Origin of the sequence: Hassallia byssoidea VB512170, from assembly GCF_000817785.2 — a bacterium.
GTDB classification, from domain to species: Bacteria; Cyanobacteriota; Cyanobacteriia; order Cyanobacteriales; family Nostocaceae; genus Hassallia; species Hassallia carrinoi.
Map to the genome: position 1 here is coordinate 1 of NZ_JTCM02000154.1, position 12,185 is coordinate 12,185.

Sequence of the window (12,185 nt, forward strand, 5' to 3'; positions counted from 1 at the left end):
GACAAAAATGGACAGGCTTGTTTTAAAGATCCTCAACACGATAGCGAGTCACAAAGGATGAAGCCTGTCCATTTTTGTCCGGGTTCAGTCCAAGGGAAATGCACTCGATTTTCAGTTAAAATTGTCACATAGTATATATCAATATTATGGCTGAAACTGGCAGAATCAGGGTTGCTAAAGATAAGGCTGAGTTGGTGAAGGCTTTAATATCGGCTGATGGTGCAATGGGTCCTTTTCAGACTTTTGCGGATGCGATCGTTTTTGCCGCTGCTTTGGGTGCGAAGCATAATAAGCGAGTTCCTTTGGGGGAGATATCTAAAAGAGAACCGTCACCAATTGGACAGGAAGTTTTTGTTTCCAGAGGATACGATTTAGTAATCAAGTTACTGGCTATTACTGAAACTAAAGATATTAAAATTATCTCTTCTGATGAGTATAAACATGAAAATGAACGTCTTCGCGTATTAGAAGAATATGCTAATGGTGGGCTGGAAATATTACAGCAAGAATTACGAGGGGCAGTAGACTATTCAGAACGAGTTTTATTACTTTTAAGCATGGAAAGAGATAATCAAGAACTAAAAGAAGATGAATTTGATCTCAGTAAGTTTTTAAATATTCCATAAAAAATTAATAAATAATGACTAAAAAGACAAAAAATTTAGAATATTATGCATCCTTATTTTGTCAAGTCAAAAGAGGACAAATTAGTGGCAGTAAATATAAAGAGTATTCTCCTTATAAGCCTATCTTTCTTTTATCGATTATTGAGCTAATTGAAAATCAACAGATATCGGAAAATAAAATTAATATTAGGGGGTCTGAGTATGTTGAATTAAAAGAAATATTTAAAAGGTACCAAAGTATTTTAGGAGGAGAATTTAAATATAAAAAATATGCTTTTCATCAGCCTTTTGAGAATTTGATAAATGATAAAAATAAAGATACAGGAGAGCAATTTTGGCATTTAAAACTTAAACAAGAATCACCAAAAATTGAAGAGATAAAAGATGCTGAGGGTAGAAATAGAATCAAAACTGAGGCAAAACTTAAACAGCTAGTAGAATATGGAAGATTTGATGATGAACTTTGGGAGATTCTACAGGATACACAATCGAGGAATTACTTAGTTAATGTACTTATGGATACGTTTTTTTCCGATGAAACCAATAGTCAAATAGATGATACTTTAAATACATTTGATTTAGATGCTCAAAAGCAAAATCAAGAGGTGACTGAGCCTAAAAACAGTGATAAACAATATAGTAAAAGAAAATATGTCGTAAGAGACTCGCTTTTTCGCCGCTCAATTATTCACATATATGAATATCAATGCGCTGTTTGCAGGCTCAACTTAAATATAAAACCTGTTGATATACGAAGCTACATAAATATTGTCGATGCTGCTCACATCAAGCCACTTTCAATAAGTTACAATAACCAATTAAGTAACGGAATATCACTTTGTAAAAATCATCATTGGGCGTTTGATAATGGCTGTTTTGGCATAGATGATAAAAATTATTCAATTGTAGTCTCCAATAAGTTTTCAGAGGAATGCCTGACGACAGTAGAAAGTTTGAAGATAATACCAATGAAGAGTTATCACGGGCAGTAAATATTTTTACCAATTAAAGAAAAATATCGCCCGAATCCTGAGGCACTTATCTGGCATAGAAAGAAACATCGTATATAATAAAAACCTTTACGCCAGAAATCTTCATCTTGGGTTTGGCAGTCACAGAACAGGTGGAAGTCCTACTTCTTTTGGTTCAACAAACTTACCATCAAAACTGATTGTTTTATTTTCCACAGTTCTCGCATTCGCTAAAGCTGTGCGAAGTTCTGCACGCTCCATCTGATCTGTAATTCCACCTAAAATATATATTAGTAACTTTGCTGCCAAATCCCGTCCAGCAACCTGCACCCGCTTTTTATTTGGGTCATACAAAACCCCATACCACAAAGATTGCGGATACTCGATATTACTAAATCCTCCCTTTTGGTCGAACCTGCGAAGTTTCTTAAAAATTTCTTCGAGTAATAACCCTTTGCGAAAAACCAAAATTCCCAAAGCTTGCGCGATCGCTACTTGTCCCACAGGACGAAAAAGCATATTTCCTTCTCCTCCATCTTTCTCAAAGCTGAATCGTCGCAAAGCTGGTGTATCTTCTTCTTCTAAAAGCTGATAACTGGGAAGACTTGCTAAATAATCAAATAGCTGATATAATTGTTTAATTCCCTCTTGAAGTTCGTCATTCTCTGGACGCATGGGAATTAAGCCTTTATCCAAAGGTTTCCACAAAGGGAACTTTTGCCCCAAATATCTGCCAGACATATCTTGCAGAGCTTGCAGGGTGGTTAAAACTGTTGATTTCGATGCTACTGTTGCACTATCCCAATTAACGCGAGGTTTGCGATCGCGCTTTTGTTCTAAAAGTGGATGCGTCACAGCGATTTTTCTTGCGACAATGGAAAAACCATCATCCTCATTCAACTGCGCTAACTGACCTTTAGTCAAAGGTGCAGCCATCAGGTTGACATGAACAAAAATGGATCTCACCCGTCGTCTTGCTTGTTCGCGGGTTTCCCCAGCAGCGATCGCACAAATAAATTCAATCCCAATCTTTTCTGTGGGTAAGTTTTGCAAATAAGCTGGGTCTACATGATACTGCTCGATCAAGTCAGATAAAGTAATAAAAGTATCATCAGCAGTTTTATCTTTTTTGTAACGCTGGAGTTTGCGAGTTTTAATCAACTCCATCAAACCCTGTACCCCCATCAGTCGATGCTGACCATCGAGTGCATAAATGGTCACATCCTCTTCGGAAACGTTTAGTAAACCGACTTTACCATCTTTATCTAATGGGGTAAAATCAATAGTCGATTTTGTCGCGCTTCCTTGCTTATTCCACTCAGCAGCTTTCGGATTGTCCACCCACGGTTGGTTAATTACCACCAAAACAGGGGGAAACTTATGATTAGTCCTTGCTGCTAAATACTGCGCTAGGGGTAGTTGACGTGACCAATCAAGGGGACGTTGACGAATTTCTTCAATACTATCCGCGTCAATTTCCACGTTATCAGTCTCTGAATTATACTTTTGCTGAAGCAAGGGTAAAGAAGACGCAAAGCGAACCCGACCTGCAAACCATTCTAAAGTGACAGAACCCACATAAGCGATACTTCCACCCATCTCTGTTTTTTGGACGAGAATCCGATCTTTTTTCCCCAGGAATTTCTCCAGCAATAAAGCCAGTACCTGTTTATCTTTGTTTTCCCTTGCTAGATACTCGCGCTCGATGTCAAATGCACTATCATTCATAATAATTTTTGAAAACTGAAGGATTTAATACCAATTAATTTTCTATAAAATTCGGTTAAAATAACCAAATTTTTAAAAACTTTACGTTCTACAATACAAGAGTTGCTTTTAGAGTACATATAAAAAGGGTGGTATCAGCCCGTGTCTATACAGGGAAAGAGAAATGGCTACAACACAACAGCCAGAGAATAAAAGTCACTCTGCGCGATCGGTCGCAGAGTTAGTGGATTATATTGAAGCACTGACACAAGAAATACAAGAATTATACTGTCTGGATGCCATTCCTTGGGTAGTGGGATATTCCGGCGGTAAAGATTCTACCGCAACTTTGCAGCTGATTTGGAATGCGATCGCGCTTCTCCCGACTCAAAAGCAGACTAAAACAATACACGTTATTACTACAGATACGCTTGTAGAAAATCCTTATGTTTCTGTCTGGGTACGCAACTCTTTAGAACAGATGAAAGTGGCGGCACAAAAGCAAAAAATGCCAATTCAACCCCATTTGCTTTATCCCGCAGTCAGAGACACATTTTGGGTAAACTTAATTGGCAAAGGCTACCCAGCACCACGTAACCGTATGCGCTGGTGTACCGATCGATTAAAGATTAAACCAACTGACAGCTTTATTCGTGAAGTAATTCAAGCCAATGGTGAAGTGATTATCGTCTTGGGTACTCGCAAAGCTGAAAGTGTTAAACGTGCTGTGACGATGGCTAAACATCGAGAATGGCGTCTCCGCGATCGCATAAATACTAATCCCAACCGACCTAACTCGCTGATTTACCTTCCTATAGAAGATTGGCGTACTGATGAAGTTTGGATTTACCTAAATCAGTGGAAAAATCCTTGGGGACATAGCAATAAAGACTTATTTACAATGTATCGAGGTGCTACAGCAGATAATGAATGTCCTTTAGTTGTTGATACTTCCACTCCTAGTTGTGGTGATTCCCGATTTGGGTGTTGGGTCTGCACAATTGTTAATAAAGATAAATCAATGGAGGCGATGATTCAAAACGATGAAGAAAAAGAATGGATGCAGCCTTTATTGGATATCCGTAATGAACTAGATATTAAAGATGACTGGGATAAAAGAGACTTCCGACGCATTTGGGGTGAAGTTCAACTTTTTGAGCGCAATGTAGATGGTGAAATATCCGTTGAACCAATACCCGGTCCCTATACCAAATATTGGCGGGAACATTGGGTAAGACGAGTGTTAGAAGCGCAAACACAAATGCGTCGCACAGCACCAGAAAATATGCGTGACATTACCCTAATTACCCCAGAAGAACTAAGCGAAATTCGTCGTATCTGGCTAGAAGAAAAACACGAATTTGATGATAGTTTACCCCGCATTTATATGGAAGTGACTGGTGAAGCTTTCTTAGACCCCCGTCCCGGTGCTGATTATAGTCTACTGGGTAGCGATGAGTGGGCAGTATTAGAAGAAATCTGTGAAGGTGATGGAATGCATTTAGAATTAATGGCGAAGCTGTTAGATACAGAACGCCAATATCGCAAAATGTCGCGTCGCGTGGGAATATACGATACCTTAGAGCAATGTTTTAAAACCAGTTCCCGTTCCCCAGAAGAAGCGATAAAAAATGCTCATTACAAACGCGATTTAAAAACAGCGGCAGGTTCCGGTGATGTGGAAAAGGTGAAGCAGTTAACTTTGGGAGATGTTGCGCTAACTTCGGAAGCAGAACCGAAAACTTGGGGGAGTATGAAATTTAAAAATAAAAAGGGTGAATAGAATGAGATTGTTTGAATTGTTTGTAATCTCTGGGTGGGAATGCCTAACCAGAGATGCCTCTAGTTATATTATACAAGAGGCAGAGCCTGTTAAAATGCATTCCCATGCAGAGCATGGGAACGAGAGATAACCATGAAATTTCTTGAACTCGTATTACAAAACTTTGGTCCCTACTGTGGGAAACAAGTCATCAATCTTAACCCAGAAATTGATGAAGAAAATTCTCGTCCCATTATCCTATTAGGGGGGATGAATGGTGGTGGGAAAACTACCCTGATGGATGCGATTCGTCTCGCACTTTATGGACATCGCGCTCAATGTTCTACTCGCGGTAATCTGAGCTATAGTGATTTTCTGACTCAATGTGTCAACAGTCACACCGATCCGGTTGAGAAAACCCGGATTGAATTAGTTTTTGAACACATTGAAAATGATAAGCCAGTAAAATACCGCGTGGTACGGACTTGGGATAAAAATCCCAAAGACGGTAAAGACCACTTAGGTATTTTAGATGCTAATGAATGGCTTGATACTGCTTTAGCTAATATCTGGGATGAGTACATTGAAAATCTACTACCTTTAGGAATTTCTAATTTATTTCTCTTTGACGGAGAACAAGTTAAAGAACTCGCAGAACAAGAAATACCACCACCGATTGTAGTTGAAGCGATTAGCGGACTTTTAGGGCTAGAATTAGCTGAACGTTTAGCAGTTGATTTGGAAATATTAGTCAATCGCAAACGCAAAGAAATTGCTGATATTAAATATTTAGCAAATTTAGAGGAAATTGAAAATCGGCTAAAAGAACAACAAAAAGAATACGAGATAGAGACGCTAAATTTAGCATCTTTACAAGAAAAGTTAAAAGAAGTTGAACTTCATCAGCAAGAAGTTGTTGATAAATTTATTTCTGAAGGTGGTAAAATCGCTGGAGAACGCAGTCAGTTAGAAAAGCAGAAATCAGAAATAACTGCGTCAGCCGAGAAAACACGTCAAGTCATGTGTGAATTAGCGGCTGATATTTTACCTTTGGCTTTAATTGAACCTTTGCTGAATCAGACTTACACCCAAGGAGAAAAAGAACTTCATATTCAAGAAACGAAAATAGCACATGATTTATTAGTTGCGCGAGATAAGCGATTACTCGATTTAATTCATAATTTGGCTCTAGGTGATGATAAAGTTGATAAAATTAAACATTTTATCAATCAAGAAAATCAATCTTTAGAGGAAACTACTACAAAACAGCCTTGGTTATTAACTAATACGGAAACACTGCATCAGTTAGATAATATTATTCGTCATCATTTGCGCTCGGCAAAAAAGAATGCAGAAGATAAACTCAATATATTACAAACAAAAGAAGAAGAAATTATCACTTTAGAAAGACAAATTCAAACTGCTGCATCACCAGAAGATTATCAAAGATTAGTTGATGATTTGCAACAAGCACAACAGCAAGTTGCTGAAGCTAAAGCAAGTTGGGAAATAACAAAACGCCGTTTGGATGAATTAGATAGTAATATTCGCAATACTAAAAAAGAGCTAGAAAATTATACTGAAAAAAATATTGACCGCCAAAATAAAGAGCATATTATTTACTCGGCTGCTAAAGTCCAAGATACACTAAAAATTTTCCGCGAAAAATTAACTTTGCGAAAGTTAAATAAACTAGAAGTTGAAGTTACAGAATGTTTCCGCTATCTTCTGCATAAATCTGATTTAGTGCATCGCGTCGCTATTGACACCAACACTTTTAGCCTTTCTCTGTATGACTTACAGGGTAAACCAGTTCCCAAACATCGACTTTCCGCTGGGGAAAAACAACTTTTAGCGATCGCCTTTCTTTGGGGTTTAGCGCGAGTCTCCGGACGCCGTTTACCTGTCGCCATCGATACACCACTTGGCAGACTAGATTCTTCGCACCGTGGTAACTTAGTAGAACGTTACTTTCCCTCAGCCAGCCATCAAGTAATCTTATTATCTACAGATACTGAGATAGGCAAACAAGAAGTTGAAACATTACGGGAAAATGAAGCGATCGCTCGTGAATACCTCCTCAAATACGACTCCTCCACCCGTCAAACTACCATACAACCTGGATATTTTTGGTAATGGTTAGTAGATAGTGGTTAGTGGTTAGTGGTTGGGGATTTTATAACTAACAACCACCAACAACCAACAACCAACAACCAACAACCAACAACCAATATTATGGAAACACCAATTGAACGTATTAAACTTTCCCAAACGGCAAAAGACCAACTTCTCAAACTAAGACGCAACACCAAAATCGACCAATGGAATATCCTCTGTCGTTGGGCATTTTGTCGTTCCCTCGCCGAACCAACCATCCCCTCCCCCGTGCCAATTCCCCAAGATAGCAACGTGGAAATGACTTGGCGCGTCTTTGGCGGCGAAATGTCTGATATTCTCCTACTTGCCCTCAAACAACGTTGTTACAACGATAATTTAGGTACTGACAAAGAAACTCTAATAACACAATTTCGCCTGCATTTACATCGTGGTATCGGTTACTTAGCAGGCGATTTAAATATCAAGAAGATTGAAGATTTGATAGAACTGGCAACTAAAAAGATATAAGGATTATTAAACCATAGAAAACAGGCAAAGCGAAAAGGGCAATGGGCATTGGGCAGGGGGCAGGGGGCATTGGGGAATAATCTTTTTACCTAGTCCCCCTTCGGGTTCGCCAGTCGCTCATGGGGGAAACCACGGCAGGTGCTACAACTTTCTCGGCAGCTTTTCGGGGGAAGCTTCCCCCGAAAACGTGACGAGTGGAAAATACGCAACGCACTGCCTCCCCTTGGCGTTAGCCTCTCCCAAAGGGAGAAGACCGCGCTGGACTCACCAGTCCCCAGTCCCTAATCCCTAATCCCTATCTTTATGTCACATTACTTAGAAATCGAACGTCACAGAGCCGCGATTTTTCGCACTGACATATCTCGTCCGGTGCGATTGGCAATAGAATGGGCAATTATAAATAAAGATACCACGTTTTTTGACTACGGATGCGGACACGGCGGCGATGTGCAACGAGTAGCAAATTTAGGTTACACCAGTGCAGGCTGGGACCCTTACTATTATCCAGATATACCACTCACTCCAGCAGATGTGGTCAACTTAGGCTATGTCCTCAACGTGATAGAAAACCCAGAGGAACGGCGTGAGGCACTCAGACATGCCTGGGAACTCACCCGCCAAGTTTTAATTGTCGCGGCTCAAGTGCTGATTGATGCTCCTAGCAACGCTCAATTAGCTTACGGTGATGGTATCGTCACCCGTCGCAATACATTTCAGAAATATTACGATCAAGAAGAACTAAAAAGTTACATTGATGAAGCGCTAAATACAGATGCAGTCCCCGTAGCGTTAGGCATCTATTTTGTTTTTAGAGATGAGGCTCAAAAAGAAAGCTACAAAGCCATCCGCTTTTTTTCTAGCAATTCTACGCCTCCCGTCCGCATTCCCACAAAGCGGTTTGAAGACTATGAAGAAAAGTTGCGACCACTGATGGCATTTTATACGCGACGTGGCAGACTGCCAATGAAAGGGGAATTAGAAAATGAACAAGAATTACTAATTGAATTTGGTAATTTTCGCCGTGCCTTTGCGGTGATATTACAAGCAACTGATGAAGCCCAATGGGATGCGATCGCCTATCGTCGTTCTCTTGATATTCAAGTTTATCTTGCTCTGACCCATTTCGATCAACGCCCAAATTTCTCTAAGCTAGCCCCGGAAATGCGCTACGACATCAAAGCCTTTTTCGGTAGTTACGAAGAAGCTTGTTCAGTCGCTGATGCCAAGCTTTTCAGCTTAGGTCAACCAAAAGTTATTCAAACAGCTTGCGAAAAAAGCAAAATCGGTAAACGCACTCGTAGCGCTCTTTACGTTCACGTCTCTGCACTTTGGGCACTCGACCCCATACTTAGAATTTATGAAGGCTGCGCTAGTCGTACTGTGGGACGTGTAGATCAAGCCACACTGATAAAATATTGCACCGACAAACAGCAAATTTGCTACCTCTTTTACCCAGAATTCGACACAGACCCCCATCCAGCGTTGCAAGCGAGTATCATTATTGACTTTAAGACTTTAAAGATAACCCACCGAGACTATCAAAGCAGGGTAAATCCGCCAATTCTCCACCGCAAAGAAACGTTTGTTACTTCTAACTATCCTATGTTCGCAGAATTTGCTAAACTCACTCAACAAGAAGAGCAATTAGGATTGCTTAAAGGCAAAAGCGACATTGGCACCCGTAAAGGTTGGGAAAAATGCCTTGCCGCACACGAAGTAGAAATTAGAGGGCATCAAATCTACCACATTAACGAAACTTAAGGAACTAGATATGTTAAAGGGACATCCTTTATAGGTGTATTTGCCCTGATGAGAGGACAATTTGTCTGGAAACTATAATATCATATCGGTTTTTATGTGAATACATTCTTTCATGCCTTTAAGAATGAGAAACAAGCAGAGAGTGAGACTTCAATTAACAGCTAAAACTGCATTAATCACATTGAAATAAACCTATTTCAATTTAGAAAGTCATACTCAGACTAATTTCACTCTCAAAATAAGCGATCGCCTTTATTCCTCCTTTAGGCATATTGGCATGAAATTATACAACATATATGGCAAGATAACTCAAATTTACTGATGAGAGGATAAATCTCGAATAATGAAAGAAATTAAAGGACTCGGACAAGTTTTTGTTAGCCGCAAAATGGCGGCTTTATTATTACTCGGTTTGGCATCCGGTTTGCCTTTATATTTAATCGGTCTTACCTTAAAGGCTTGGATGACCGAGGAAAAGGTGGATTTGGCGGCTATTGGCTGGTTTGGTCTTACCAGTTTGCCTTATTCGTTGAAGTTTCTCTGGTCGCCTTTTCTGGATAGATTCACCCTACCATTTTTAGGACGCCGGCGAGGTTGGTTGCTGTTGACGCAGATTGCTTTAATGATAGCGATCGCCCTCATGGGTTTTCAACAACCCAAACAAGCATTACAATTTCTTGCCATCAACGCCATTATCATCGCTTTTATTAGTGCTACTCAAGATATCGCTGCTGATGCTTACCGTACCGACGTTTTAACACCATTAGAAATGGGTGCTGGTGCAGCGATTTGGATTTTAGGTTATCGAATTGGTTTGTTAGTTGCAAGTGCTTTGGCTTTAATACTTGCCGATCGCTTGCCTTGGTCGTCAGTTTATTTAATCATGGCTGGTACGATGGGAATCGGTATTTTTGCCACATTATTCGCACCAGAACCAAAAGAAATTAGCCCTCCTGCATCTTTAACTGATGCCGTATTTTTACCCTTTGGTGAATTTTTTCAGCGTAAAGGTGTTATGCGGGGCTTGTTGATTTTATTATTTATTACCCTATATAAATTGGGCGATGCTTTACTGAGTAATATGACCACGCCGTTTTTGCTGCAAACTGGTTTTACCAAAACTGATATTGGGGCAATTCAAGTAGGGATGGGATTAATCGCTACTATTGTTGGTGCTTTGGCAGGTGGTTCAATTTTGAGCAGAATAGGCATAAATCGCTCACTTTGGGTATTTGGCATTCTGCAAGCTGTAAGTAATTTAGCTTATTTTTCTCTAGCATACCTTGGTAAAAATTACCAAGCGATGGTGTTAGCGATCAACATAGAACAGTTTTGTGGTGGGTTGGGAACAGCGGCTTTTGTTGCCTTTTTGATGAGTCTTTGTAACCAGCGCTTTTCTGCAACCCAGTATGCTTTGCTCTCTAGCTTAATGGCAGTCAGCCGTGATATTCTATCTGCTCCAGGAGGTGCGATCGCGGCTGTTACAGGTTGGTCTACATTTTTCTTAATTACTATTGTCGCCGCTGTGCCGGGACTACTCCTGTTACCAGTGTTTGCCCCTTGGAATTCTCCAATAGAAGCAATGCCCAGACCAGGACTCGATCAAGAAAATGAGGATTTATGGGAAACCAAGTAGTCGTTTTTGTCGGCACATTTATTCTCTTCGTCACCGGTTTATTACTTGGCTATGTTCTGTCTCAGTTAGTTTTAGGATTTTTGCCTTTTAACCTCCTAACTTTTTTAGGAACACTCAGCCTGATTTTAATTTTTGGTACACTTTATTACGTTTTATTTTGGCAGTTTCGCCGACAAGATTCTTCATTCTTTGCCCAAGAGATACCCAATTGGGTAGACGATAGTACAGGTGGCTCTCAAAACCGCATGAAAAATAGGCTCGTTTCTTTATTATCAGGAGACACCGCCGCCGCCGATCGCTTAATTGAACAAGCAAAGCAGAATTATCCAGGAATGCCCGAAGATTGGTATTGGGAAAGAGCGATCGCCGATTTGGAACGCGATCGGCGTTAACCTTATATCCCCCAAAAATCGCTAAAATAAATCAGAATTAACTTCACAAATATGAGCGCAAGTTCCTCATAAAAGTCCATTGCTGCTTACAATTAAAACATGGCTATAATTCGTCAATACATCGCCCCCTTGTTGGCAATACTAGTATTTACCTTTGCTCTAGTAGCAGTCAGCGCTCGCATTTTTTTACCTTCTGATATGGCAGCACCCGCACCGATTGAAGAAGTAGGAGTAAGTATTTTACCTAATTTGGAGTTGCCATTTACACCATTATCTAGCTAACAGCAATTTAGTTCCTTTGAATTCCTTACTACCTGGGTACAATATTCGCCGTGGCTCAACTTTAGATCGAGCGCTGCTGGTAAAGTTTATGCAGCGAACTTATCAGGATATGTTTCCGGGTGAGGATTTTTCCCACCTAGCGCGAACAGTCGAGCAATATTTCTCCAGCGAAACACCTCTGTGGTGGGTGGATTTTATCGGACTCCTTGGAGACAAGGAGGACAAGGAGGACAAGGAGGACAAGGAGGACAAGGGAGAATTTGCTTCCCCTGCTTCCCCTGCTCCCCCTGCTCCCCCTGCTCCCCCTGCTTCCCCTTCCCCCCTCCCCCTTGCAAAAACCCACGACAAATGGGGACAGGCTTGTTTTGTAGATCCGCAATTACCCACGACTATTTTTGATGAAGCCTGTCCCCATTTGTCTAG

General features: G+C 40.4%; 10 protein-coding genes and 1 pseudogene. 10 read left to right on the top strand and 1 reads right to left on the bottom strand.

The window, feature by feature from the left end; all coding sequences use genetic code 11:
- Positions 1-146 precede the first annotated feature (146 nt).
- Positions 147-626, top strand: a complete 480-nt coding sequence (locus PI95_RS32590; RefSeq protein ID WP_039752464.1) for a DNA phosphorothioation-associated protein 4 — start codon at positions 147-149, stop codon at positions 624-626.
- Between the two features lie 14 nt (positions 627-640).
- The gene (locus PI95_RS32595) at positions 641-1,618 is read left to right on the top strand and encodes an HNH endonuclease (protein ID WP_039752463.1); all 978 of its coding nucleotides are present in this window, start codon (positions 641-643) and stop codon (positions 1,616-1,618) included.
- A 120-nt stretch (positions 1,619-1,738) separates the two neighbouring features.
- Here the strand turns inward: PI95_RS32595 and PI95_RS32600 are convergent, their stop codons facing one another.
- The gene (locus PI95_RS32600; protein WP_039752462.1) at positions 1,739-3,325 is read right to left on the bottom strand and encodes a DGQHR domain-containing protein; all 1,587 of its coding nucleotides are present in this window, start codon (positions 3,323-3,325) and stop codon (positions 1,739-1,741) included.
- A 163-nt stretch (positions 3,326-3,488) separates the two neighbouring features.
- Here PI95_RS32600 and dndC point away from each other — a divergent pair, with 163 nt between their 5' ends.
- From dndC to PI95_RS36435, 8 genes and pseudogenes are all read left to right on the top strand, one after another.
- Positions 3,489-5,087 carry a DNA phosphorothioation system sulfurtransferase DndC gene (dndC, locus tag PI95_RS32605; RefSeq protein WP_039752461.1) on the top strand — a complete coding sequence of 533 codons (1,599 nt, stop codon included), beginning with the start codon at positions 3,489-3,491 and terminating at the stop codon, positions 5,085-5,087.
- A 132-nt stretch (positions 5,088-5,219) separates the two neighbouring features.
- A complete protein-coding gene (dndD, locus tag PI95_RS32610; protein ID WP_039752460.1) occupies positions 5,220-7,202 on the top strand; it encodes a DNA sulfur modification protein DndD in 1,983 nt (660 codons plus the stop codon).
- A 99-nt stretch (positions 7,203-7,301) separates the two neighbouring features.
- On the top strand, positions 7,302-7,691 hold the full coding sequence (dndE, locus tag PI95_RS32615) for a DNA sulfur modification protein DndE (RefSeq protein WP_039752459.1): 390 nt from the start codon (positions 7,302-7,304) through the stop codon (positions 7,689-7,691).
- Positions 7,692-7,994: 303 nt separating this feature from the next.
- Positions 7,995-9,452, top strand: a complete 1,458-nt coding sequence (locus tag PI95_RS32620; protein ID WP_039752458.1) for a DNA phosphorothioation-associated putative methyltransferase — start codon at positions 7,995-7,997, stop codon at positions 9,450-9,452.
- 343 nt (positions 9,453-9,795) lie between these two features.
- Entirely contained in the window at positions 9,796-11,088 is a 1,293-nt protein-coding gene (locus PI95_RS32625; RefSeq protein ID WP_201280701.1) for an AmpG family muropeptide MFS transporter, read from the top strand.
- The gene (locus tag PI95_RS32630; RefSeq protein WP_039752457.1) at positions 11,073-11,480 is read left to right on the top strand and encodes a hypothetical protein; all 408 of its coding nucleotides are present in this window, start codon (positions 11,073-11,075) and stop codon (positions 11,478-11,480) included. Before PI95_RS32625 ends, PI95_RS32630 begins: the two co-directional genes overlap by 16 nt.
- Positions 11,481-11,579: 99 nt before the next feature.
- Entirely contained in the window at positions 11,580-11,762 is a 183-nt protein-coding gene (locus tag PI95_RS32635) for a DUF8624 family small hydrophobic protein (RefSeq protein WP_039752456.1), read from the top strand.
- Between the two features lie 16 nt (positions 11,763-11,778).
- Positions 11,779-12,185, top strand: a pseudogene (locus PI95_RS36435) (hypothetical protein); the annotation flags it as partial.

What these genes read in the sequence shown, in the direction of transcription:
- PI95_RS32625 (WP_201280701.1), top strand. Translation starts at nt 9,796, where the DNA reads ATGAAAGAAATTAAAGGACTCGGACAAGTTTTTGTTAGCCGCAAAATG.
- PI95_RS32635 (WP_039752456.1), top strand. Translation starts at nt 11,580, where the DNA reads ATGGCTATAATTCGTCAATACATCGCCCCCTTGTTGGCAATACTAGTA.
- dndD (WP_039752460.1), top strand. Translation starts at nt 5,220, where the DNA reads ATGAAATTTCTTGAACTCGTATTACAAAACTTTGGTCCCTACTGTGGG.
- PI95_RS32590 (WP_039752464.1), top strand. Translation starts at nt 147, where the DNA reads ATGGCTGAAACTGGCAGAATCAGGGTTGCTAAAGATAAGGCTGAGTTG.
- dndC (WP_039752461.1), top strand. Translation starts at nt 3,489, where the DNA reads ATGGCTACAACACAACAGCCAGAGAATAAAAGTCACTCTGCGCGATCG.
- PI95_RS32600 (WP_039752462.1), bottom strand. Translation starts at nt 3,325, where the DNA reads ATGAATGATAGTGCATTTGACATCGAGCGCGAGTATCTAGCAAGGGAA.
- PI95_RS32620 (WP_039752458.1), top strand. Translation starts at nt 7,995, where the DNA reads ATGTCACATTACTTAGAAATCGAACGTCACAGAGCCGCGATTTTTCGC.
- PI95_RS32595 (WP_039752463.1), top strand. Translation starts at nt 641, where the DNA reads ATGACTAAAAAGACAAAAAATTTAGAATATTATGCATCCTTATTTTGT.
- dndE (WP_039752459.1), top strand. Translation starts at nt 7,302, where the DNA reads ATGGAAACACCAATTGAACGTATTAAACTTTCCCAAACGGCAAAAGAC.
- PI95_RS32630 (WP_039752457.1), top strand. Translation starts at nt 11,073, where the DNA reads ATGGGAAACCAAGTAGTCGTTTTTGTCGGCACATTTATTCTCTTCGTC.